This window comes from Streptosporangium sp. NPDC002544, assembly GCF_040295965.1.
Classification (GTDB): domain Bacteria; phylum Actinomycetota; class Actinomycetes; order Streptosporangiales; family Streptosporangiaceae; genus Streptosporangium.
The window spans coordinates 42,757-65,946 of record NZ_JBEOWJ010000052.1 but is presented as its reverse complement, the minus strand read 5'-3'; the positions used below and the strand labels follow the sequence as shown (position 1 = coordinate 65,946).

The 23,190-nt window shown below is 70.1% G+C and carries 24 protein-coding genes; 11 read left to right on the top strand and 13 right to left on the bottom strand.

Annotated elements, in window-relative coordinates:
* The first annotated feature begins 191 nt into the window (after positions 1–191).
* The 3 genes from purB (at position 192) to ABT061_RS45130 (ending at position 3,480) form a co-directional block, all read left to right on the top strand.
* On the top strand, positions 192–1,622 hold the full coding sequence (gene purB / locus ABT061_RS45140; RefSeq protein WP_350929855.1) for an adenylosuccinate lyase: 1,431 nt from the start codon (positions 192–194) through the stop codon (positions 1,620–1,622).
* Between the two features lie 26 nt (positions 1,623–1,648).
* Entirely contained in the window at positions 1,649–2,386 is a 738-nt protein-coding gene (locus ABT061_RS45135; protein WP_350929854.1) for a GNAT family N-acetyltransferase, read from the top strand.
* 68 nt (positions 2,387–2,454) lie between these two features.
* A complete protein-coding gene (locus tag ABT061_RS45130) occupies positions 2,455–3,480 on the top strand; it encodes a DUF4037 domain-containing protein (protein WP_350929853.1) in 1,026 nt (341 codons plus the stop codon).
* A gap of 30 nt (positions 3,481–3,510) precedes the next feature.
* Here ABT061_RS45130 and ABT061_RS45125 read toward each other — a convergent pair whose 3' ends face one another.
* Positions 3,511–3,822 (bottom strand): DUF3817 domain-containing protein, encoded by a 312-nt coding sequence (locus ABT061_RS45125; RefSeq protein ID WP_350929852.1) that lies wholly within the window; start codon positions 3,820–3,822, stop codon positions 3,511–3,513.
* 256 nt (positions 3,823–4,078) lie between these two features.
* Between ABT061_RS45125 and ABT061_RS45120 the strand changes: the two genes are divergently transcribed.
* Positions 4,079–6,001 (top strand): ABC transporter ATP-binding protein, encoded by a 1,923-nt coding sequence (locus tag ABT061_RS45120; RefSeq protein ID WP_350929851.1) that lies wholly within the window; start codon positions 4,079–4,081, stop codon positions 5,999–6,001.
* A gap of 210 nt (positions 6,002–6,211) precedes the next feature.
* On the opposite strand, the gene map is transcribed toward ABT061_RS45120, so the two are convergent.
* Positions 6,212–6,979: a type I methionyl aminopeptidase gene (map, locus tag ABT061_RS45115; RefSeq protein WP_350929850.1), complete on the bottom strand. Its 768-nt coding sequence runs from the start codon at positions 6,977–6,979 to the stop codon at positions 6,212–6,214.
* Positions 6,980–7,046: 67 nt separating this feature from the next.
* Here map and ABT061_RS45110 point away from each other — a divergent pair, with 67 nt between their 5' ends.
* Complete coding sequence (locus ABT061_RS45110; RefSeq protein WP_350929849.1) at positions 7,047–7,301, top strand: helix-turn-helix domain-containing protein; 255 nt, start codon at positions 7,047–7,049, stop codon at positions 7,299–7,301.
* Between the two features lie 47 nt (positions 7,302–7,348).
* On the opposite strand, the gene ABT061_RS45105 is transcribed toward ABT061_RS45110, so the two are convergent.
* The 5 genes from ABT061_RS45105 to ABT061_RS45085 all read right to left on the bottom strand — a co-directional run bounded on the left by ABT061_RS45105 (position 7,349) and on the right by ABT061_RS45085 (position 10,985).
* A complete protein-coding gene (locus ABT061_RS45105; protein ID WP_350929848.1) occupies positions 7,349–8,443 on the bottom strand; it encodes a tyrosine-type recombinase/integrase in 1,095 nt (364 codons plus the stop codon).
* A gap of 363 nt (positions 8,444–8,806) precedes the next feature.
* Complete coding sequence (locus ABT061_RS45100) at positions 8,807–9,229, bottom strand: hypothetical protein (RefSeq protein WP_350929847.1); 423 nt, start codon at positions 9,227–9,229, stop codon at positions 8,807–8,809.
* A complete protein-coding gene (locus tag ABT061_RS45095) occupies positions 9,226–9,480 on the bottom strand; it encodes a hypothetical protein (RefSeq protein ID WP_350929846.1) in 255 nt (84 codons plus the stop codon). Before ABT061_RS45095 ends, ABT061_RS45100 begins: the two co-directional genes overlap by 4 nt.
* A 221-nt stretch (positions 9,481–9,701) precedes the next feature.
* Positions 9,702–10,163, bottom strand: coding sequence for a hypothetical protein (locus ABT061_RS45090; protein WP_350929845.1), 462 nt, complete (start codon positions 10,161–10,163; stop codon positions 9,702–9,704).
* Positions 10,164–10,427: 264 nt separating this feature from the next.
* The gene (locus tag ABT061_RS45085; RefSeq protein WP_350929844.1) at positions 10,428–10,985 is read right to left on the bottom strand and encodes an HIT family protein; all 558 of its coding nucleotides are present in this window, start codon (positions 10,983–10,985) and stop codon (positions 10,428–10,430) included.
* 442 nt (positions 10,986–11,427) lie between these two features.
* On the opposite strand from ABT061_RS45085, the gene ABT061_RS45080 reads away from it, so the two are divergent.
* The 6 genes from ABT061_RS45080 (at position 11,428) to ABT061_RS45055 (ending at position 15,688) form a co-directional block, all read left to right on the top strand.
* Entirely contained in the window at positions 11,428–11,958 is a 531-nt protein-coding gene (locus ABT061_RS45080; RefSeq protein WP_350929843.1) for a universal stress protein, read from the top strand.
* A 21-nt stretch (positions 11,959–11,979) separates the two neighbouring features.
* Positions 11,980–12,324: a hypothetical protein gene (locus ABT061_RS45075; RefSeq protein WP_350929842.1), complete on the top strand. Its 345-nt coding sequence runs from the start codon at positions 11,980–11,982 to the stop codon at positions 12,322–12,324.
* 120 nt (positions 12,325–12,444) lie between these two features.
* Positions 12,445–12,624, top strand: coding sequence for a universal stress protein (locus ABT061_RS45070; protein WP_350929841.1), 180 nt, complete (start codon positions 12,445–12,447; stop codon positions 12,622–12,624).
* Between the two features lie 36 nt (positions 12,625–12,660).
* The gene (locus ABT061_RS45065) at positions 12,661–13,323 is read left to right on the top strand and encodes a CBS domain-containing protein (protein ID WP_350929840.1); all 663 of its coding nucleotides are present in this window, start codon (positions 12,661–12,663) and stop codon (positions 13,321–13,323) included.
* A gap of 694 nt (positions 13,324–14,017) precedes the next feature.
* Entirely contained in the window at positions 14,018–14,248 is a 231-nt protein-coding gene (locus ABT061_RS45060; RefSeq protein WP_350929839.1) for a hypothetical protein, read from the top strand.
* 1,164 nt (positions 14,249–15,412) lie between these two features.
* Positions 15,413–15,688 carry a hypothetical protein gene (locus ABT061_RS45055; RefSeq protein WP_350929838.1) on the top strand — a complete coding sequence of 92 codons (276 nt, stop codon included), beginning with the start codon at positions 15,413–15,415 and terminating at the stop codon, positions 15,686–15,688.
* Between the two features lie 148 nt (positions 15,689–15,836).
* On the opposite strand, the gene ABT061_RS45050 is transcribed toward ABT061_RS45055, so the two are convergent.
* From ABT061_RS45050 to ABT061_RS45025, 6 genes are all read right to left on the bottom strand, one after another.
* Entirely contained in the window at positions 15,837–16,457 is a 621-nt protein-coding gene (locus tag ABT061_RS45050) for a hypothetical protein (RefSeq protein ID WP_350929837.1), read from the bottom strand.
* 24 nt (positions 16,458–16,481) lie between these two features.
* Positions 16,482–19,259 carry an ATP-binding protein gene (locus tag ABT061_RS45045; RefSeq protein WP_350929836.1) on the bottom strand — a complete coding sequence of 926 codons (2,778 nt, stop codon included), beginning with the start codon at positions 19,257–19,259 and terminating at the stop codon, positions 16,482–16,484.
* A gap of 54 nt (positions 19,260–19,313) precedes the next feature.
* The gene (locus ABT061_RS45040; RefSeq protein ID WP_350929835.1) at positions 19,314–20,012 is read right to left on the bottom strand and encodes an alpha/beta fold hydrolase; all 699 of its coding nucleotides are present in this window, start codon (positions 20,010–20,012) and stop codon (positions 19,314–19,316) included.
* Between the two features lie 480 nt (positions 20,013–20,492).
* Positions 20,493–21,359, bottom strand: coding sequence for a maleylpyruvate isomerase family mycothiol-dependent enzyme (locus ABT061_RS45035; RefSeq protein ID WP_350929834.1), 867 nt, complete (start codon positions 21,357–21,359; stop codon positions 20,493–20,495).
* A 273-nt stretch (positions 21,360–21,632) separates the two neighbouring features.
* Positions 21,633–22,427, bottom strand: coding sequence for a VOC family protein (locus ABT061_RS45030; protein ID WP_350929833.1), 795 nt, complete (start codon positions 22,425–22,427; stop codon positions 21,633–21,635).
* 80 nt (positions 22,428–22,507) lie between these two features.
* Positions 22,508–22,918 (bottom strand): VOC family protein, encoded by a 411-nt coding sequence (locus ABT061_RS45025; protein ID WP_350929832.1) that lies wholly within the window; start codon positions 22,916–22,918, stop codon positions 22,508–22,510.
* Positions 22,919–23,190: the final 272 nt, after the last annotated feature.

Sequence of the window (23,190 nt, the reverse complement as noted above, 5' to 3'; positions counted from 1 at the left end):
GGTCAATACCATCGCGAACCAGGTTGCCAACCTACTGGTCTCCAGGGGAATCGGGAAGGGCGACAAGGTCGCGCTGGCCTGCCCCAGCGCACCGCGCGATGACCGGCTTTCTCCGTTCCTGACCCGCCCGCCTGGCCCGGCCCGAACCCCTGGGCGGGGCGGGCCGGGCGGGCGGAATATACTGACGCAACGTGACTGCCAAGCCGCGTATCCCCAATGTCCTTGCCGCCCGCTACGCCTCACCGCAGCTGGCCCGCCTGTGGTCTTCTGAGTACAAGGTGGTGGCCGAGCGGCGCCTGTGGCTGGCCGTGCTGGCCGCGCAGGCACGGCTGGGGGTGGATGTCCCGCCCGAGGCGGTGGGCGACTACGAGAAGGTCGTCGAGCACGTCGACCTGGAGTCGATCGCCGCCCGTGAGCGGGTCACCCGCCATGACGTCAAGGCCCGCATCGAGGAGTTCAACGCGCTGGCCGGGCACGAGCAGGTGCACAAGGGCATGACCTCCAGGGACCTGACCGAGAACGTCGAGCAGCTGCAGATCCGCGACAGCCTGGTGCTGGTGCGAGACCGGTGCGTGGCACTGCTGGCGGGACTGGCGGCGCTGGCGGCCGAGCACTCACCGCTGGTGATGGCCGGGCGCTCGCACAACGTGGCCGCGCAGTCCACGACGCTGGGCAAGCGTTTCGCCTCGGCCGCCGACGAGCTGCTGGTGGCGTTCGCCCGGCTGGAGGAGTTGATCGGCCGCTACCCGCTGCGCGGCGTCAAGGGGCCGGTCGGCACCGCCCAGGACATGCTGGACCTGCTGGGCGGGGACGCGGCCAAACTGGCCGCGCTGGAGGACGAGGTGGCCGCGCACCTGGGGTTCGCCCACCGGCTGACCAGCGTGGGACAGGTGTATCCGCGCTCGCTGGACTACGAGGCGCTCACCGCGCTGGTGCAGCTGGCCGCGGCGCCCTCCTCGCTGGCCAAGACGATCCGGCTGATGGCCGGGCACGAGCTGGTCACCGAGGGGTTCGCCCAGGGGCAGGTCGGCTCCTCGGCGATGCCGCACAAGATGAACACCCGCTCGTGTGAGCGGGTCAACGGGCTGACGGTGATCCTGCGCGGGTACGCGTCGATGGCCGGGGAACTGGCGGGCGACCAGTGGAACGAGGGCGACGTCTCGTGTTCGGTGGTGCGCCGGGTGGCGCTGCCGGACGCGTTCTTCGCGTTCGACGGGCTGGTGGAGACCATGTTGACGGTGCTGGGGGAGTTCGGCGCCTTCCCCGCGGTGATCGCCGCCGAGCTGGAGCGCTACCTGCCGTTCCTGTCCACCACGAAGATGCTGATGGCCGCGGTGCGGGCCGGGCTGGGCCGCGAGAGCGCCCATGAGTTGATCAAGGAGCACGCGGTGGCCTCGGCGCTGGCCATGCGCGAGGGCGCCGGCGGCAACGAACTGCTCGCCCGCCTGGCGGCCGACGAGCGCTTCCCACTGGACCGGGCGGCGCTGGAGGGCCTGCTGGGCGAGCCGATCTCCTTCACCGGCGCGGCCACCTCCCAGGTGGCGGCGGTCGTGGCCCGCGTGGAGGAGGTCGTGACCCGCTACCCGCAGGCGGCCGCCTACCGGCCCGGAGCGATCCTCTGAGCCGCGCGCCGAGGGTGCTGCGCGAGGTGGCCGAGGTGGCCGCCGCCTGCGCCGGCGACCCGCTCGTGCTGTGGGGTGCCCAAGGGATGGTGCAGGGCGTGCGGGCCTGGGCGCTGGGGGAGGCGGTCGCGGTGGCCTGTCCCGATCTCAACCGCCGCGACCGCCTGACGGTGTGCGGCGAGCCCGAGCAGGTGGCCGCACTGGTGGAGTGGGCGCTGGGGCGTCTCGGCCCCTCCTACCGGGTGGTGGGCACCCGGGCACTGGTAGGGCAGGTGGCCGCCCGCTCACCGAGGCTGCGCCTGCTGGGCACCTTCGAGTGGATGGACACCCACCGGCTCAGCCCCGTCCTCAACGCGGGACCGGGGCGGGCGCGGTGGCTGGCCCCGAAGGAGGAGGGCGAGGTGAGCGCCCTGCTCGCGGCCGCGGCACCCTCCTCGTGGGCGGCGCCAGGGGTGGCCGGCGTACGCCGCTGGGCGGGCGTGCGCGACGAGGACGGCGACCTGGTCGCGGTGGCCGCCGACGCCTGGTCCTGCCCGCAGGTGGGCTTCGTCGCCGGGGTCGCCACCGCCGCGCGCCGCCGCGGCGCCGGGTACGGCGAGGCGGTGTGCCGCCTGGCGCTGGGCGACCTGCTCACCTCGCACGGCCGCGCCGCGCTGATGGTCGACACCGCCAACCACACCGCGCTCGCCCTGTACGGGCGGCTGGGCCTGCGCCTTCGCCCGCTGGCCGCCGCGGCCCTGGACGGTGCCTGGGACGGTGCCTGAACCCGATCCCCGGGCAGGGGCGGGAAAACCTGGTGCGGGCCGAGGTCTGGGCAGGCAGAGTGGACGAAATGATGTCTGGTTTCATACCTGGTCTGGAGCTTTCTCGTACTTTCTACACCCAGGTCGTGCGGCCGATCGTGGCCGAGGTGCCGCACAGTGCCGCGCTGATCGGCGCCGGTTCCGAGGTGTTGGCGTTCGACACCGAACGCTCCACCGACCATGACTGGGGTCCCCGGGTGCTCCTCTTCGTCGAGGAGCACCGGATCGAGCAGGTCCGCCGCGCCGTCGCCGGCGGGCTGCCGGAGGTTTTCCGCGGCTATCCCACCGCCGTGACCGGTGCCGGTGGGCACGGTGTGCAGGTCGGTGAGGCGGCGGCCTGGTTCACCGGGCGGCTCGGCTTCGACCCGCTGCGGGGGGTGGGCATGCTGGACTGGCTGTCGACCCCCTGGCAGAAACTGGCGGAGGTCACCTGCGGGGAGGTCTTCCACGACGGCCTGGATGTCCTGGAACGCGTCCGTGCCGCGCTGCGCTGGTACCCGCCGGATCTGGAGCGCTACGTGCTGGCCGGGCAGTGGAGGCGCCTGGCTCAGCAGGAGGCCTTCCCCGGGCGGTGCGGGGAGGTCGGCGACGACCTGGGATCGGCGCTGGTCACCGCCGATCTGGCCCGCGATCTGATGCGCCTGGTGCTGCTGCTGCGCCGCCGCTACCCGCCGTACGCCAAATGGCTGGGCAGCGCCTTTGCGCGCCTGTCGGGTACGGCCGAGCCGGCAGAGGCCCTGTCGGCGGCGGTGGCGGCCACCGGGTGGCGCGAGCGCGAGGAGCATCTGGGGGTGGTCTACCGGCGGGTGGCGGCCCTGCACAACCGGATGGGGGTGGGCCCGGCGCTGGAGGGGAGCCTGCGGGCATATCACCGGCGGCCCTTCCAGGTCATCGACGCCGGCCGGTTCGCCGACGCCCTCAGCGGCGCCATCACCGACGCCCGGGTGCGGGCGCTGCCTGCGGTGGGGTCGGTCGACCAGTTCGGCGACTGCGCCGACCTGCTGGCCGATCCGCGGCGCTGCAGGGCGGCCACCCGCGCCATCCTGGACCTGTGAGGTCAGGCGGGAGGGGTCAGGCGGGAGGGGTCAGGCGGTGGCCGGTTCGCGGCGGGCGAACATCCGCCGCTCGAACCACAGCGTGGCCAGTGGCGGCACCGCGCACACCAGGCCGACGATGAGTGTGCCCAGGCTCCAGCGGGCCTGGCGGGCGGCGACCAGCAGCGCGACCAGGTAGAGCACGAACAGGGCGCCGTGCACCGGCCCGAAGATCTTCACCCCGAGATCGCCGGTGGCGGCCACGTACTTGAAGTACATGCCGATGAGCAACCCCGTCCACGAACACGCCTCGGCGAACGCCACGTAACGGAACAGGCGCAAGGTGAGCGGCAGAGTCGGCACGGCGAAGTACACCTCTCCCAAAAGGGGTGATCCGGAAAGGGGGTATCCGGGCGGATCGGACAACGGTCTTCAGCCTAGGGGGGCGCGGGGCCGGTCGGTGCGCCGGGGGAGCGGTAGGCGTCGCCGAAAGCGCCCGGAACACCACGGCCCTTGACCTCAACTTAAGTTCAGCTTTTAGGGTCGTGTCGTGGCCGCGCCGGTGCTCTCACTCCAAGAGCGCGGAAACCCAGGAACCCAGGAAGCATGGTGGTGTGTGATGAGCATGGAAATGGCCGCCTGGCATTCGCTGTACGGCGCGATGAACGCCCAGCGCGACCGGCGGCCGTTCTCGGCCGCCACGCTGCGGCGCATCGCCGCCTTCGCCCGCCCGCACCGCGCCCTGCTGGCCTGGTTCCTGCTGCTGAGCGTCGTCTCGGCGGTACTGGCGGTGGCCACCCCGGTGCTGGCCGGGCAGGTGATCGACGCGATCGTCACCGGCGCCGCGGTGGGCGTCGTGGCAGGACTCGCCGGGCTGATCGCGGTGATCGCGCTGGCCGAGGCGGCGCTGGGCCTGGTGACCAGATGGATGTCGGCGAACATCGGCGAGGGACTGATCCTGCGGCTGCGCGGCGCCGTCTTCGACCACGTGCAGCGCATGCCGGTCGCCTTCTTCACCCGCACCCGCACCGGCGCCCTGGTCAGCCGGTTGAACAGCGACGTCATCGGCGCCCAGCGCGCCTTCAGCGACACCCTGTCGGGGGTCGTGGGCAACCTGGTCACCCTCACCCTGACCCTGGCGGTGATGATCGGCATCTCCTGGCGGCTGACCGCGCTGGCACTGGTGCTGCTGCCGGTGTTCGTGCTGCCGGCCCGGCGCGTCGGCGCCCGGCTGGCACGGCTGGAACGCGAGGCCGCCGACCACAACGCGGCGATGAGCACGCAGATGACCGAGCGCTTCTCCGCGCCCGGCGCCACCTTGGTCAAGCTGTTCGGCCGCCCCGAGAGGGAGTCGGCCGAGTTCCTGGCACGGGCACGGCGGGTACGCGACATCGGGGTGCGCACCGCGATGGTGCGCTCGGTGTTCGTCACCGCCCTCACCCTGGTCTCGGCGCTGGCCCTGGCCCTGGTGTACGGCCTGGGCGGCTTCTACGCGCTGAGCCGGCAGCTGGAGCCGGGCGCGGTGGTGGCGCTGGCACTGCTGCTGACCCGCCTGTACGCGCCGCTGACGGCGCTGGCCGGCGCCCGGGTGGAGGTGATGAGCGCCCTGGTCAGCTTCGAGCGGGTCTTCGAGGTCCTCGACCTGAAACCCCTCATCACCGACAGGCCGGACGCCAAGGCGGTGCCCGAGGGGCCGGTGAGCGTGGAGTTCGACCAGGTCGGTTTCGCCTACCCGTCGGCCGAGAAGGTGTCACTGGCCTCGCTGGAGGAGGTCGCCGCCCTGGACGCGCGCGGCGGCGAGGCGGTGCTGCACGAGGTGTCCTTCCGCGCCGAGGCCGGGCAGCTGGTCGCGCTGGTGGGATCCTCCGGAGCCGGCAAGTCGACCATCGCGCAGCTGCTGGCCCGCCTGTACGACGTCGACAGCGGCGCGGTACGACTGTCGGGGGTGGACGTGCGCGAGCTGTCGGCGGCCTCGATCCGCCGGACACTGGGCATGGTGACCCAGGACGGGCACCTGTTTCACGACTCGATCCGGGCCAACCTGCTGCTGGCCCGGCCGGACGCCGCACCCGAGGAACTGTGGGAGGTGCTGCGGCGCGCCCGGCTGGCCGACCTGGTCGCGGCGCTGCCCGAAGGCCTGGACACCGTGGTCGGCGAGCGCGGCTACCGCCTCTCCGGCGGTGAGCGCCAGCGGCTGACCATCGCCAGGCTGCTGCTGGCCCGGCCGCGGCTGGTGGTGCTGGACGAGGCCACCGCGCACCTGGACTCCACCTCCGAGGCCGCGGTGCAAGAAGCCCTGGCCGAGGCGCTGGCCGGGCGGACCGCACTGGTCATCGCCCACCGGCTGTCGACGGTCCGCACCGCGGACCTGATCCTGGTCGTCGAGAACGGGCGCGTCGCCGAGCGCGGCACGCACACCGAGCTGCTGGCCGCCGGCGGCCGCTACGCGCAGCTGTATCACACCCAGTTCGACCAGCGGACCGCCTGCTTCGAAGACCTGCAAGACGGGCTCGGGGACTTCTCCGCCGTACCCGCCCGCTGAGCGTCGCCTGCGCCACGCCGGGCAGGGCGCCGGGCAGGGGCACGCCGACGGCGAGGTCACGTCGATGACGGCCTTGCCGGTCAACCGAAGACGACCCCGGCGGACTCTCCCGCTCGCTACGGCAACCGGCGGGGGAGCCGCCGGCCTGACCTGAGGGCCCGCCCGGCCCCGCCGACATCGATCGGACATCGACGCCGTACACCCGCGCCCTCAGGGCAGGGTCAGCACGCGCGGCCCGTCGGCGGTGACGGCCACCGTGTGCTCCACGTGCGCGGCCCGGCTGCCGTCGACGCTGGACAGCGCCCAGCCGTCGGGGGCGGTCAGGTAGCCGTCACCGCCCCCGGCGACGAACATCGGCTCGATCGCGAGCACCAGGCCGGGCCGCAGCACCAGGCCCCGCCCGGCACGTCCCCGGTTGGGCACGTGCGGGTCCTCGTGCATGGCCCGGCCGATGCCGTGACCGCCGAAGTCCTCGGGGATGCCGTACCCGGCCGCCCGCCCCGCCGCGTGCACCGCGTGGCCGATGTCACCCAGGCGCCCGCCCGGCACGCACGCGGCGATCGCGGCCCCCAGCGCGGCACCGGTCACCGCGATCAGCTCCAGGTCACCGGGACGGGGCGGGCCGACGACGAAGCTGATCGCCGCATCCCCGGCCCACCCCTCCAGGTAGACGCCGCAGTCGACGCTCAGCAGGTCACCGGGGCGCAGCCGGTAGCCGTCGGGGATGCCGTGCACGATCACGTCGTTGACCGAGGCGCAGATCACCGCGGGAAACGGAGTCGGCGCGAAACCGGGCTTGTAGCCCAGGAACGCCGACTTGGCGCCCGCGCCGGAGATGACGGCCGCGGCCACCTCGTCCAGCTCCAGCAGGCTGACACCCACCCGCGCGTGCTCGCGCACCGCCTCCAGCGCCAGCGCCACCACCCGGCCGGCCTCGCGCATCGCATCCAGCTCGGCCACGGTCTTGATCTCCACCATGCGTCACACCCCTGATCACCCCAACGCCTGTAGCGGTATTATTATCACGCTTGCTAGGATCATGCGCATGGTGCGACCCCCGCTGACCGAACTTGACCGCGAACGAGGCCACCGCCTGGGCAGGCTCCTGCGCCAGGCCCGCGGCACCCGCAGCATGACCGAAGTCGCCGCCGCCGCGGGCCTGTCCGCCGAAACCCTCCGCAAGATCGAGACAGGCCGCATCCCCACCCCGGCCTTCTTCACCATCGCCGCGCTCGCCGCGGCCCTCGACGTCTCCTTGGACGTCCTGGCCGAGGTGCGCGCCGGCGAACGCGCCGCCTGACCTCGCCACCACCGGCGGCAACGGAAAACAACCTCGCCCGGCGCCTGCTATGCCGACGCCGCGGGCCCGGACCTTTGCACCCCCTCGGCGGAGCCCGATCCCGACGCACCCGCGCCGCGGACGGCCGGGCCGCGCAGCAACGGATGCGAACGCATCGCCACCTCCAACTCCCCGGGCAGCTCATCGCGGTAACGCCCCAGCGTCGCCAGATCACTGTGTCCCAGAACCCGCCGCACCGCGTCCATGTCCACCGCGTCGGCCAGCAGATGAGTGGCCGTGGTGTGCCGCAACCCGTGCGGCGTCACCGAACGGCGCCGATCGGGATCCACCCCCTGCTGCACCCGGTCGATCACCGCCTGCACATCACCGCGCGCCAGACGCCGGCCCCGCCACGACAGCAGCAACGCCTTGTCGGGGGAGGCGATCCGCCCCCGCGCCAGATAGGCCTCCAGCACCAGCGCCACATCACCGGGCAGCGGCACGTCCCGCGTCTTACCGCCCTTACCGAAGATCCGCCAGTAACGCACCCCGTCGTTGGTGTAGAAGTCCTCCACATTGGCCCGCACCAGCTCCGAGACCCGCGGCCCCATCGTCGACAGCATCAGCACGATCAGCCCGTCACGCAACTCGGTGTTCTGATCACGACGACGCCTGCGCCCCGAGCCCGCCGCCTCCTTCGCCGCCACCCCCTGCGGCCCGCCACCCAGGTCACGCGCCGCACCGATCAGCCCCTGCGCCTGCTCACGGGTCAGCGCACGCCGCTCCGGCCGCAGCCCCCCGCGCTCCCTGGCCGTGACCGTCGCCATCGCCATCGGATTGACCTGCACCCACCCGACCAGCACCGCGTGCTTGAACAACGCCGACACCGACCGCCGAAACCGCGCCTGGGAGGAGGCGGACTGCAACGCCCCCGAGGCTGCCTCCGGCTGCGAGCGCCGCCGCCCGTCCGGCTTGCGCGCGAAGGCCAGCAGAACGGCATCCACCTCCTCACCCGTCAGATCATCCAAAACCACTTCCTCGCCCACCAACTGCACAAAGGTGGTTACATCACGCGCGTACACCTCCGCCGTCGACATCGACAACGCACCGGTCAGGGTCCTGGCCCGCACCAGCTCCACATAACGGTCGGCGCACTCACCCACACTGAGACGATTCAGATCAGCCGGCCGCATGATCCCGACGACACCCCTTTCGCGCCCGGACCGCCCTGAAACGGCCGCTCACCTCGCACCGGCACCGGTAGGGACGAGGCCACGAAACGGCGACGCGGAAAACCGCCGCCCCGCGCACGCCCGTCCTGCCCACCAGATCACCGATCATGTCCATCCCCCACGGTAAACGAATGCCCGCACCCGGGCCGCCCCTCAAAGAAGACCGGGCACGGCATCGACCACGCGGCCTTTCGCCGAGCGCCCGCGGCAGAGGATCGGGCCAGGAGCCCGAACGGTCACCGGGGGAGCCGGGGGAGCGGAGCCTTGAGCCGTCCCACCACCTTCCCCCGCCCGCTATGGCCAGTTGACCGGGATGCGCGGACACAACCGCCGATAGGGCTGCGCGTCACGGGCGACGATGCGCCAGTCGGTGACATTGCCGATCGCGGTGACCCGTGTGGAGGCCGAGTGGGCGGTGTGGGCGGCGGCAAGGGAGACGACCTCGTGCTCGGCCGCCATGCCGCCGATGACGAGGGCATCGTCGGCGTCGAGCACGTCAACGTGCTGGGCGATCATGTAGAGAAGGCCGTGCAGACGCTCGCGAGCCGGAACGGTGAGCGCCTGGCGGGAGGCCTCGGCGGCCGCGACGGCGGACACGACAATCGGGTACCCGCGACGGACGGCCTCGCCGATGATCACTTCAATCTCGATGTCCTTGCTCAGCCAGTCGTTGAGGGCCGAGTGGTCCAGGACCAGGCCGGTGTCGAAGAACCTCACGGACGGTGGCTCTCCTCGATCCGGTCGAACATGGTGCGGACACGGGCGAGGACGTCGCCGGGGGAGTCGTCGAGGTCGTGGCCGACGAGTTGCCGCCAGGCGGTCATGCGGCGGTCGCGCTGGAGTTTCTCGGTGACGGCTTCGCCGATATAGGCGGATACGGTGACGCCGTACTCGTCAGCGGCCTCTTTGAGCTGGTCCGCCTGCTCCTTGGTGTGGGAGAAGCTGGTCCGCTTATCCTTAATGTGCATACGTTCACTCTATAGAGTGCATACCTCTGGTGTCAGGTGCGAACCGCCATCCCCTCCGGGCAAGGGGAGGGGAAAAATCCGTACAGCGCGCCGGAGCCGAACCTGAGCGGCACCGACGCGTTGACGACGGTGCCGCCTACCCGAACCGCACCGCCGGTGTTCCCGCCGGGAAGACATCGCTCTTCCGTCCACCCACCGGCAACCAGGGTGCGGGTGTTTGCTCAGAAGGTGCCGCTCATCCCCTCCGCGGCTCTGGCGGTCGCAGCAACGTGCTCGTCGGCGGTCATGCCGAGGTTGGGGGAGTGCCGGTTGAGGTCATGCTGGTCGTCAGCCCACCGCTGGTAGTCCCGCCGAACGGTGAGCTCGTCGGAGTCGACAATGCGGGCGATATCTGCCCAGGTGACCCCGGCCAGCACCGCGTGGTGGACGTTGGCGGGATGACGCACGGTGCGTGCGATGCACTCCGCCAGCGCCAGCAACTCGATGTGCTCGGCCACGGTGAGCGCAGGACGGTCATCGGCTCCATGCCGGGCGGGATCATAGATTCCTCGGGCCACCAGCTCAATCCGGGCGCGAGCCGACGCGTGCTTGGCGGCCAACTCGTTGTAGCGCTCCAGCTGCTGACTGACGGGCATGTCGTAGCGAGCGTCGCGCCAGGTCGCGATGTGCTCAGGCATGGTCATGACGACTTCTCCAGGACGGTCGGGTTCGGCTTCAAGGGATCCCGATAGGTGGTCCGGCCCGGGACCCGGGAGCGTTTATGAAGATCGCGAGTCGGCAGGCCACCGCCGCCACTGACCGCGCCCAAAACAACGTCCAACCTTCCCCATACCGAAGAGAGGCTCGACGAAGCCGCCGACCAGGGCCGCAGCGAACCGAGGCAGAATACGACGCAACACGAACGCGTGGTCATCCCAGTCAGGAGCCTCCCAGGCACCTGGTGAAGGTCACTCGTCTCCGCCGGCCTCGGCCAAGGCCGCACGGAGACGTTCAGCGAGATCGAAGGCCCGCTGTGCCGACCAGGGGATCACACCGTTCTCGGTCATCAGGGCATGATACTGCTGCTCCGCGTAAGGAGTTCCGGGCGGCAGCGGCGCGATGTGCCAGTGAAGGTGGCTGTTGCCCTGCTGACTGCCCAGCGAAAGCAGATAGGTGCGCTCGGAGGGAACAACCGCCTCAACAACCAGAGCGATCCGGCGAACCGTCCGCATCAACTGTAGATATGCCTCCTCTGAGAGGTCACGGAGCACGTGCTCGACATGTGCCTTAGGAGCCACCAGGACCTTGCCGGGCATCGTGGGGTAGCGGTCCAGGAAGGCGATGTGGTGCTCATCCTCGAAGAGGATCTGTTCAAAGTCGTAACCGGGGGCGCCCGCCAGAATGGCGCAGATGAAACAAGGACCGCTCTTGGCCCGCTGAACGTAACCGGCGAGATCGAACGCCTCTTTCCGCTCGACTTCCGGAGCCAGGACGGGCAAGTCCTCATCGGAGGAACACAGACTCATGATCGCCACCATAGGCCAGGGCAGAACTGGACCAAGGGGAACGCAGCCGTATCGATCATCTTGAAGCGGCCGGCGATCTGCCGGCCCCGGGTTCCGGCTGTCCGGTAAGGGCGAGCACGGTGGTCTGCACAACATGAAAGAGCGCGCCACGGCTCTCGGGGGTCCTCCGAGGCCGGATCTCCCTGAGCGACGGGACCCGGCTGACCTGGCGCGTCCCCCTCACCCGACGACCGGCGCGGCACCGGTAAGAACCCGCAAGGCCCCCTACCTCCGCACGCGTCAACACCCTCCGGCCCCGACCGGTGACCGCCTCAGAACCGGAAGGGCCGCTGGTCCCAGCGAGCCGGGACCAGCGACCCTGGCCGGGGCCGAGGCGGTCGCGGTTGCATGAAGACGAGTCCCCTTCGCCACCGGGGCAACGGGACGGATCACGGAGGACCCCATGACACGCCGGCAGTCGTTTTCTCGCATCCTGGTCGGCTTCGATGGTTCGGCCGCCGGGTGGGCGGCATTGAGCTGGGGTGCCTGGGAGGCCCGCAGCAGCGGCGCGGAACTGGTCGTTCTCCACGCGTGGGGCGACGTCACGCGGTGCCGGGCACCCCACGTGCCCGCCTGGGCACCCGCCGAGGAGGCAGATCGGAAGGCGATTGCCGAAACCGTCGTGAGCCGAGCGGCCGCGACGGTCCGCGCCGGGTATCCGAAACTCGTCGTGCGCCCGCTGCTCTGCCGTGACAGGGCCGCGCGAGCACTGCCACGCCACTCCGAGACGGCCGACCTCCTCGTGCTGGGAGGGGCCCGGCCGGTGGGCGGCGGATTTCTCGGGGCGACTTTACGGGCCTGCCTCGCCCTGGCGGCCTGCCCCACCGTCGTCGTCACCCCTGACCAGATCGACCGGATGCGGAACGCCGACATGCTCGCCCCGCGTACCGCGATCGAATCCATGCCCGAAACGGCACATCCGGTACTCGCCTGACCGGAACGGGTTCTCGACCCGGTGATCGCCCCACCCCCGCAGGACATGATCACCTTCTCGTTCGCTCGCCTCGAAGGCGGGACCCGGCTCATGGGACGAAAGTGCCTGGCAAACGGGCCGTTCGGTCACTGTGCGAACGTCTGCACAAGCACGCACGCGCAGCAGGAGATCACCGCGGCACTGCGCGCGGCGATCACGGCCGGCTCGTGGGCGCCGTCGCCGCACAACCCCCACCCCTGGTCCACCGAGGCAGTCCAGCGCCCGCTGAGCAACGTGCTGGACGAACACCGGCCGTCACCTACAACCGGCGAACGTGCCGCCCACACCGCCCCTGCCGGTCGCGAGATCGTGCTCATCCGCCGCTGACCGCGATCCGCCCCTCGGTGAGGGGCTAAAGACCCTGTCCTCCCGCGGCGGGATCAGGACCTGTGGCCCTGGGGCCGGGCCTTCCGGCGAGGTCTGATGGGAAAGGAAGGGAAAACAGCCATGTCTGCTCTGATCATCGCCGGAACCGACGGTTCCACCGGCGCGACCGCCGCCGTCGGATGGGCCGCCGACGACGCCGCTCGTACGGGCCTGCCGCTGCGCATCGTCACCGCCGCACACCGCTGGCCGAACGACATCTCCCACCACGCGCACTGTGCCGTGGCAGTCGTCCGCTCATAGGAACGCTCAAAGGAATCGCGAAAATGGAGGAAGAAGATGCCGATCAAAGTGAGTGACGTGATGGGCCGCACCGCCATCGCCGTGCGGCAGGACGCGGGCTTCGCCGACATCGTGAACGTGATGCGGCGCTTCGCCGTGGGCGCGGTGACGGTCATCGACCTGGACCGCCGTCCGATCGGGGTGGTGTCCCAGGACGACCTGCTGCTCAAGGAGAGCGACACGATGCGCCACAGTATCTCGATCTTCGAGAGCAGCGCCCGCCGCCGCGAGCACGAGAAGGCCGCGGCGGTCGTGGCGAAGGACCTGATGACCTCGCCCGCGATCACCGTCACCCCGGGCATGCCCGCCCGGGACGCGGCGCGGCTCATGCACGACAAGAAGATCGAACAGCTCCCGGTGATCGACCCGGTGACCGGCCGCATCGCCGGCATCCTGCACCGGTCGGACCTGCTGCGTGTCTTCGACCGCCCCGAGGCCGAACTGCGGGCCGAGGCCGAAGCCGTCGTCCGCGACCTGACCGGAACCGACGTGGCGATCAGCGTCGAGAACGGCGTGGTGACACTCGAAGGCAAGGTCGAACACCGCTCACAGGTCGTCCGGCTCATTCAGGCGATCCGCCGGCTCGAAGGCGTCATCGACGTCACCTCGCGGCTCGAACACGAAAGCGACGACCTGCTCGTCATCCCGCCGCTGCTGTAGACCGCCGCTATGGAAGCGGCGCGCGTGGGCGGTGGTCACCTCACCGTCCGCAGGACGTTCGACACGGTGACCGCCGAGCCCGCCACTGGGGCGTGGCGCTGGCCACAGCACGACAGGCGGGCACTCACCGGATCGCGTAGCCAGCCCGGCATTCTGCCCGCGAGAGGGATGTGTCGTCCGGGGACCGAGGATCCGCGGGCGGTGCACGCGCCTTGAGCAGGCTCCGTCGAGGGCGCGCGTCCTGTCTGCGCCCGCGCAGGCCATCGCCCTGGCCAGGCCCAGCAGCAGCCAGGGCATGCGGTGGGTGAATCGCCTGCCGACGGACTCCTCGGCCGATCCCTTCAGATAACCACCGAGCCGGGCCATGTCCTCGTCGTGCTCCTGGAGCAGGATGTGCGGCAACCGGCGGCGGGGGATCAGGCCGGGTGAACCGGCAGGAGGGGGCGACGACCGCCAGGCCGCTCTCGCCGTGCCCGACAGCGTGCCAGGTGGCGACCTCCTGCGAACCTACGGGGGCGCCGCGAGAGACATTGGTCCTTGCGGCGGGTGACGTTCGGCCGGTGCCGGAACCCTCCTACGGGTGTGTGATGGAGATGAAGACACAAGGACTCCCCGACATCACCGAGGAAGCAGGCGAGGTGCGGACCGCACTGTTCCACATCGAGCCCGTGCCGCTCTCAACCAAGGAGCACTCATGACACGTTCGCACAAGCGCTGGCGTGACCTCTCCGGCCGGCAACAGGCAGCGATTCTGACGCTGGCCTCCATAGAGCTGTCGCTCACCGCCACGGCGGCCGCAGACCTGTGGTGCAGGCCCGCTGAACAGATCCGGGGACGTAAGACGCTGTGGTGGCCGTTGCTACTCGTCCAGCCCTTCGGCCCGATCGCCTACCTCACGCTGGGCCGCATCCCCTCACCCCACTAGTGCGACGTTCCTTACCGGAAGTGCAGATCCACCCCGGTCCTGGCATGAGGAACGGGAGCACCAGTGAGATCGACGTCTCGTCGACATTAGATTATAAATCTACACTGTAAAGGCGTTCGGTAGATTTAACAACAAACAAGACAAAACGGACTAAAGACGACCAACAAAAACAGTCAGTGGTTCAGGGCAGAGCGCGTCGGCGGGTGTGCGGAGACTCCCTCCGCAACGACCACGACCACACCCTGTGGTGTTGATGTGGGCAAACATGCGCCCTATACCGGGGCCATCGGTACTTGCATCAAGGGCGGCGCGGGTCCTGGCGAGCCGTCCGAGTGGGGGAGTAGAACCTGGAGAGGGCGGTTGCGCCCGCCATGAAGGGCGGCGCACCGCGGCGGACTACGCGCTTAGTGAATGAGGTCCCGGCTCGCATCGCCGGCGGCGCGCCTCCCAACGCCCGGCACGTATGAGCGCCACATCCGCCTACGACGGTGCCACGGGGGAGCGAGACTCGGTGAGGCGCTCGGCATGCGGATCAACGGCTTCGTCATGGGCTGCGGCGGTACCCCGTACATCGACGTCGTTCCACGCGTCTGGTGCGGATTCTGTACGGGCGCCAGGTCCTGCGAGCAACTTCGCCAGCGGCCGATGTCACCGCGGGAGGTCGTTGTCGACGGGGCCGATAAGGGGCACTGCGGACAATGTGCTTGCGGAGATCACTCGGCTCGGGAGCGCTCAGCGGCAGGAGGAGGTCGGGCTGCGTCGGGCGTTGGAGCGGGCGCACGGTGAGAACCTGATCCTGCGCCGGGAGTTGACGTATCGCGGTTGGAGCGGGCCGCCGCCGGTTGAAGAATAGGCATATCTTATACCAAACAGAATTCAGCTTCTGTATGGTTAGAGATGTTTTGTGCTGGTAGGACCTGTCTGGTGTGCCGTGCGGGTCTTTACCCGCCGAGTGCTGCCCGCTGCGGGAAAGTGGAGAACGGTGCGGTTTCCTCCCGGGTGCACCGTGGCGCCCGGAGTCCCTTTCCGTGCATGATCACCCCCTCTTGATCGTTTCACCAAACAAGATCCACGAACCGCCGGACCGTCAAAAATGATCAAGAGGTGGTGAGGTTCCACCGGTGTGTGCAGCGCGGGACTGTCCCGTCTCAGGTGACCTGCTCGGTGTCTCGCTTGATCTGCTCGGCCGAGCGGTTTGTCTCATTTGACCTGTTCCATCAGGCGTCTTTCTTCGACTGTTTGATGGCAGCGGCTGTCATCGTCCACGAAATCGGCGCCCAGGTGGCCTCTCCCCTGTGTCGTCAGGGCAAATATTCGCTTTGGCGGACGAATATGGGCAGGTCAGCGCTGCTGAAGATCCTCACGACCGGCAAGCCGCTCTGGATCCGATGGTGGACCACTCCCCCGGTTGGTGATCTCAACAATGGGGCGCGGGCGTAATACCCGGCATCGGGCGGCGATGGCTGCGGCCGGTGGGTGGTGATGGCTTGCTCGGTGCCGGGAATGTCGAGTTTGCGGGCGGCGTAGGAGCGGGTCAGCAGGTTTTTGCCGATGACGTCGTCATACTTGTCGATTCTCTTGTCGGGGATCAGGCTCGCCAGGTCGGTGGCGTCGGGGAGGCCGGAGGCGGCCGGCGAAGATGAGCAGCGCCCCCTCGGACGGGGAGTTCTCCAGGGGAAGGCTGCCGAGTGTTTGTTCGTCCCGCGGTGACGATGTGGTATTCGGTGGGGGCGGCGAAGGCGGCGTGGAAGGTGTGGTGGTTGACCAGCCGCTCCCCCACCTCTGCGTGCAGCAGCAGGCCGTCGCTTTCCTGGCGGATGAGCCGTCCGGCGCCGAGGTCGCGCAGCAGGGCGGCGAACGTCGGCGCGTCGATCGCGCGAAATGATCCCTGGGCGCACAGGGTGCGGTATCGGACCCGCTCCCCCGCTTCCTTGTCACCTTCAGCCGCGTGCTGCGCGTCCGGTACGTCCTGCACGAGCGGGAGGCGGATCTCCACAACACCACCGAGGCGCTCAAGTACGCCCTGGCGGAGCCGCGCGGAACTCCCGCCGAGTTCGCCGGGCCGCTGACCGAGTTGTCCGCCCTGCGACGGCTTCGATATGAGAAAGACGACGACACCGCCGCCCTGGACGAGTCGGTCGAGTTCGCCCAGGCGGCGATGGTGCTGCGGCCGCCCGGCACACCAGGCCGCGGTCCGCAGGTTCCTCAACCCCGAAGAGGCCGAGTTTCGATGTCACTCGGAGTCGGCCGGGGCGGCGAGGGCATCGCGCAGGGCTGCGCGGGAGGTGATGCCGAGCTTGGGGAACACCTGGTAGAGGTGGGTGGAGACCGTCCGCGGGGACAGGAACAGGCGGGCGGCGATCTCCTTGTTGGTGTGGCCGGCCGCCGCGAGCTGGGCGATCTGGAGTTGCTGCGGGGTCAGGGAGGCCAGACCCGTCGCGGTGATCGAATGGCTGATGCCGGTGGCGCGTAATTCCCGGTCGGCCCGCTCCGCCCAGGGGACGGCGCCCAGGCGGTGGAACGTCTGGGACGCGTCGGCCAGGTGCCGGCGGGCCTCGCCGGTGCGCTTGGCTCGGCGCAGGTGGGCGCCGTAGGTGAGCTGGATGCGGGCCAGGTCGAACGGCCAGCGGTCGTTGCCGGGTTCGGCGATCGCCCGTTCCAGGTCGGCGGTGTCGGCCTGTGGGGCGGTGATGGCCGCGGCGGCCAGGACCACCAGGCGCAGGCGCGGGGAGAGCCGGTCGAGACGGCGGTCGCGGGCGGCGGCGACGTGGGCCGCGGCCTCCGCGCTCCGGTCGGTGTGGACAGCGGCCTCGATGAGGTCGTGGAACACCCACAAGGCGTGCGGCGTGTAGGACGCGAGGGTGCCGGGCGGGCTGACGGCGGCCGCGTTGTGGAAGGCCGTCTCGAAGTCGCCCTGGCCGAGGGCGGCCAGGGCGCGGATGTGGCAGGCGTAGGCGCCGATGATCCCGGCGCGGCGGGGCGCGGCCCAGGCGTCCATGTCGCGGGCGATGCTGGCCGCCTTCCGGACGTCGCCGCGTGCCGCGGCCAGCAGGGCGCCGGTGAGGCGGCCCGGCCAGGTCAGCAGGTCGTAGCCGTGGGCCTCGCACAACCGCAGGCCCTCCTCGACCAGCCGCTGGGCCTCGTCCCATCGGCCGGTGTGGAAGGCGTCCTGGCCGAGCAGGAACAGCGCCTCGATCGCCGAACTGACCGCGCCGCCTTCACGGCCGTGTTGGATGACGCGTTGCAGGACGTCGCGGCACGGGGAGAGTCGGTCGAGATAGGCCACCGCGATGCTGGTGCGGATGATGCGGGCCGAGCTGGCCTCGTCGCTGATGCTCGCGACGGCCGCGTCGGCGCGGGCCAGCATGTCCGGGGTCAGGCGGGCCGGATCCCCGAACGCGTGGGACAAGATCACCAGGAGTCCGGGTGGGTGCGGTCTGAGGCGGTCGATGGCGTCATGCAGCGGCGGCCACAGGTCGGCCCGGCCGCCGAAGAAGCACACCATGAGCAGCGTGTACAGCACTTCGATGACGACGATGTCGCTCGCGTCGCGCGCAGCGTCTTGGTCCTGGATGGCGGTGACCAGCAGCCGGTGGGCGGTGTCGATGTCGCCGTCACCGTGTAGGAGGTGGAAGGCGCGGGCGCCCGCAACCGACAGCAGGTCGCCGGGGCCGGGGTCGGCGAGGCGGGCCTGCTCCAGCAGGCGGGGTGCGTCGCGCAGGTCGCCGGTGACCAGGGAGCCCAGGTAGGCGGCTTCGGCCAGCCGTCCGCTGCGGCCCTTGCCAGGCGGGCTGAGCTGGGCGGCGCGCAGCAGTTGGGCGACGGCGCCGACGGAGTCGCCGCGGCGCAGGTTGGTGATGGCGACCTCCTTCAGCAGGGCGGCGACCTTCTCGTCGGGTTCCTCAGTGGCTTCGGCCAGGTGCCAGGCGTGCCGTTCGGGGCGGTCGGCGAGGCGGGCGGCGAGTTCGGCGTGGGCGCGGCGGCGTTGCTCGCTGGTCGACAGGTCCACGATCGCCGACTGGATGAGCGGGTGGCGGAAGGTCAGCCGTTCACCGGACTCGTCCGCGCGCACCAGGCCGGACCGTTCGGCCGCGTGCAGTGCCCCGCCGCCGCGGTCGGTGTCGATGGCCCGGACGAGCCGCAGGTCTCCCGTACCGTCCAACGCGGCGAGCAGTAGCAGTTCGACGAACGGTGCGGGCAGCGCACGGACCCGGGAGGCGAAGACGCTCTGCAGCCGGTGCGTGAGCGGCAGCGCCGCGGGCAGCGCCCCGGCGACCGTGGTGCTCAGGTCGCCGAGGGAGATGGGCAGCTCCAGTAGGGCGAGCGGGTTGCCCCGGGCCGTGTCCAGCAGCCGCCGCCGCACGCGCGGGGTCATCACGGGATAGCGGCCGGTCAGCAGCTCGGTCGCCGCTTCCTCCGACAGGGGGTCCACGTACACGACTGCCAGGCTGCTCAGGTCGAAGAAGCTGGGTTCGCCGCTGCGGCAGGCCGCGACCATGCCGACCGGCAGGCCGTTCAGGCGGCGGGCCACCATGCCGAGCACGAGCGCGCTGGCGCGGTCCAGCCACGGCAGGTCGTCGACCACGAGCAGCAGCGGCTGCTTCTCGGCTGCCGCCTGCAGCAGCGCCAGGACCGCGCTGGCGACCAGGAGCTGTGCGGGCGGCTGTCCTTCGCCCAGGCCCAGCGCCACGTTCAGCGCCCCGGCCAGCAGAGGGCTCAGCCGGGGCACCTCGCCAAGGCGCGGGTGGAGGAGTTGGTGGAGAGCGGCGTAGGAGATGTCCGCCTCGAACTGCGAACCGGTCGCCCGCAGCACCCGCATCCCCGAACCGGTCGCGAGAGCGGCGGCATGGTCCAGCAGGGACGTCTTTCCGACGCCCGGGTCACCCGCCAGCAGCAACGCCTCCCCCGCGCCCCCGGCGATCCGGCTGACGAACAGGTGCAGTCGATGGATCTCCGGTTCGCGGCCGACCAGGTTCGCCACCTGGTCGTGGCGTGCGTCGAACCAGTCCATCCCCCGACCTTCCTTCGTCTTGCCGTATCCGTCCAGCCTGTCCGGCGTGGACGTCTACTGGCCGGAAGTGGCGGCCTGGGCGATGACGGCGGCCACGGCGGCGGGGTTGGACACGTAGACGGCGTGGCTTCCCGGGGTCTCGGTGACCGTTGAGCCGGTCCGCTCCGACATGGCGCGTTGCGCGGGTGGGGGGATCATGCGGTCGTCGGTGGCGACCAGGTACCACGACGGCTTGGTCCGCCAGGCCGGTTCGGACACCGCGCCGCCGAGCGCGTCGACGCCCCACGGTACCTGCGAGTCGGCCATGAACGCGGCCTGCGCCGCGGGCAGGTCGGCGGCGAATGACGCGGCGAACTTGTCACGGTCGAGGAACAGGAACCCGTCTTTGGGAGGCAGGATCGGTGGGACCGGCGCGCCGGGCGGCGGGTCGGCGATCAACGAGCTGACCGACTCGCCCTTGTCGGGGGCGAACGCCGCGATGTAGGCGAGCGCGACGACGTTGGGGTGGTTGCCGGCCTCGGTGATGACGACGCCGCCGTAGGAGTGCCCGACCAGGACGGCCGGGCCGTCCAGGCCGTCGAGGACCTGGTGGGTCGCGGCCACGTCCCCGGCCAGCGACAGCGTCGGGTTCTGCACCACGGCGACTCGGTAGCCGTCGGCGGTCAGGTGGTCGTAGACCCCCTGCCAGCCGGAGCCGTCGACGAATCCGCCGTGCACCAGCACGATGTTCTTCACGTCCGAATCTGCGTTCACTGCACTGCCTCCTTTGCCCGAGATTCCAGGCTCGGGCTCGATTGGGGAGATGTCCGGAACGGTAGACGGGCACGAAGGGGGCTCGATTGCGTCAAATGACGTAGATCCGGTGGCGGCTGCCGCAGCTACGTCAGATTACGGTCTGTCGTTAAGGAGCATGTCACCAGGTACACGTGAGCCTTGTACGGCCAGGTCGGAGACGCCGTCATCGGAACGACTCCACAGGACATGGCGGTCATCGGTGAGCGCACCCCTCATGTCTTCCGCAAGCCGGCACAGCATGGCGGCAGTGGCGACTCCTCGCCGGCTGTCGTCGGCGCGGACGGAAGGTCCACCATGCCCTTGGTCACGAAGCTGGTCCTCGTCGTTCGCGACGACCTCGAGCTCGCGCTGGCGGTGAACGCGGCGGCGGTGGTCGGGCTGACGACGAGGGCGGTGACGATCACCTGGGCCTGGGTGCCGGTGGGCGCGCCGGGGCCGTCAGTGGATGATCGACACGATCCGGCAGACGGCTGCGGCCAGTTCGCGGTCGCCCTCGATCCGGGCGCGGACGAGGGCGGCGCTCGGCTGGATACCACGCGTACACAAGCGCCAGGCGGTCTCCGTGTCCAAACGGACAACAGCGACGGGGCGGCCGGCGGGCTGCTCGGCCAGGGGCGCAAGGGACCAGCGGTCCTCGGTGGCGGTGACGGTCCAGGTGCCGCCGGCCGGGCCGTCGACGATCACCTGGGCCTGGGTGCCGGTGGGCGCGGCGGTGTCGCGCAGGGTGTGGGGCAGGGCCCGCATGAAGGTGTCCAGGGCCACGGACAGGAATCGCGGATCGGGGTCGGTGTCCTGGCCTGCGGCGTGGCGGATCTGCTGGCGGTGGGTCCAGAACTCGGTGAAGTCCCGGGCGGCATCGAGCCACATCGGTGCCGGATCGACGCCCGCCCACGACACGCCCAGCGACGGGGCGTCGGGGTCCGTGGTCTCGAAGAACCGGGCGACCTGCCCGCCGACCAGGTCCAGGGTCTCGGTGAGCGCGGCCGGGCTCACCCGGGCCATGGCCTCCACCCACTCCTGGTTGATGCGGTGGATGAACGCCTCCAGTGTCTCGCCCGGTGCGAAACCGGGCCCTTCCCGGTGCCCGTCGCGGTCCCGGGCAAGGCGTCCGTAGAAGTCGCCGAGGAGGTGCGCGGCGAGATCGCGCACGGTCCAGTCCGGCACCGCCTCCTTGCCCCAGTCGGCGGGCACCAGGCCACGCAGCGTGGCCATCAATGCTGCGTGCTCGGGAGCGAAGAGGGGGCGGGCATCGATCGGGGTACCGAGCCAGTCATGGCCCGGCATGTCATTGAGCTGGGACTTCATGGACGAAGTCTGCCGATCGGATGCCCGGTTGGCCACTGAGTAACCGTTCACGACGGTCGTGGCGTAGGTGGGAAAGGACGGTCCGATGCTCCCCTACCGGCTCCCGGGTACCTCCGATGCCGGGCGGCCGGTGGTCGCTCCCCCGCTGGTCGGCCAGGCCGGTCCGATGACCCGGACCGACCGCTTGCGCCGCGCCGTCAAAGGTCTGGGGCGGCTGAGGTGACAATGGTGTGGACGCGCTCAGCCAGAGCGATGGTGTACGACTCGTGGGACTCAGTGCGTCACTTTCCACTGGAAGCCGTCCGGGTCGGTGAAGTGGCCGGAATATCCGCCCCCGGTTGTTTCTGCAGCGGTGACTGTGATCCGGCCGCCGGCAGCGGCCGCAGCCGTCAGGAGGGCGTCGACTTCTTCACGGGACTCGGCTGTGTGGGTGAAGACCATCGATTGGAAGCCGTCGCCGTCTTTGGTGGTGCCCGCATCCCTTGCGAGGACCCCGCGTTCCATCAGGCAGAGCCTGGCCGCTGTGTTGGCCGGGTGGAAGTCGATGTACTTGTTGCCGTAGTCCCGGTCGACCGTCATGCCCAGGGCTTCATAGAAGGCCTTGGATGCCTTCGGCGCAGAAACGCCGAGGATGACTGTGGTCTCGGTCGGCAGCGGGGTTTCTGCCGCGGGGCCGGTGTCCTTATTAGTGGCCGCCGCCAGCTTCCAGATGGCGCCGTCCGGTGCCCGGAACACTCCAGAGAACGAACCGAAGAGGGCCTTCTTCGCGGGCTTGAGAACCTCTGCTCCGCTGTGGACGGCGGCATCCATCAGGGTCTTGACCTCGGTGGGCTGGTTGACGGTGTAGGTCAGCATGTAGCCGCGGAATCCCGATGTCGCCGGTCTCGTGCCTGCGTCCGCGGCGAGCCTTTCGGTTGTGGACAGTTCGAGTTGCCCGGTCCCGTGCATGTCGAGGTTCACTGAGTCACCGTCGTCGGCGATGGTGGCTGAGAGCGCGGTGGCGTAAAACCTGCGCGCGGCGTGTACCTCGGGCGCTCCGAGAGTGATGACGTCGGGCTTGAGGACCATGTTTGACTCCTTGGGCATAGAGCATCCGGTGATGCTGCGCGCGCGGTCGATCTCGTGTGGGGACCGGGAGGGTCGGGGGCTCAGCGCAGTTCCTGGATGCGGATCATGTTGCCGGCGGGGTCGCGGAAGGCGCAGTCGCGAACTCCGTAGGCCTGCTTGATCGGCTCCTGGATGACTTCGGCGCCGCTGGCCTCCACTCGCTGAAACGTGCTGTCGAGATCGGTGGTGGCCAGCAGAAGACCGGCGTAGGTGCCCTTGGCCATCATCTCCTCGATGGTGATGCGTTCGTTGTCGGTGATGCCGGGATCCGCGGCCGGCGGCTCCAGGACGATGGACATACCGGGCTGGTTGGCGGGGCCGACCGTGATCCAGCGCATCCCGTCGTACCCGATGTCGTTGCGGACCTCGAAGCCGAGGGTGTCGCGGTAGAAAGCGAGGGACGCATCCGGGTCGGTGTGCGGGAGAAAGGCGGAGTGAATCGTGATTTCCATGTCGGTCAGGCTAATTGCGGCTCTGACTGCCACGCTTCTCGATTCCTGATCGGTTTTGCCACCTGCTTCGCCACGCACGCAGGAGTTCCCTCAAGTGCGCCGGTCGCCGTACGTCGGTACGCATCCGGTGGCACGCCACGTCCAGGGCGTGCGCAGCCCGGGAAACTGGATGTCGAGCCCAGGGCGGGCATCTGCACGCTGTTGTTGAGGGTGATGAATCGTCGTTGACGGTCATCGGGGGATGTCGGTGCCGTCTCGTTCCTGATCGGGCC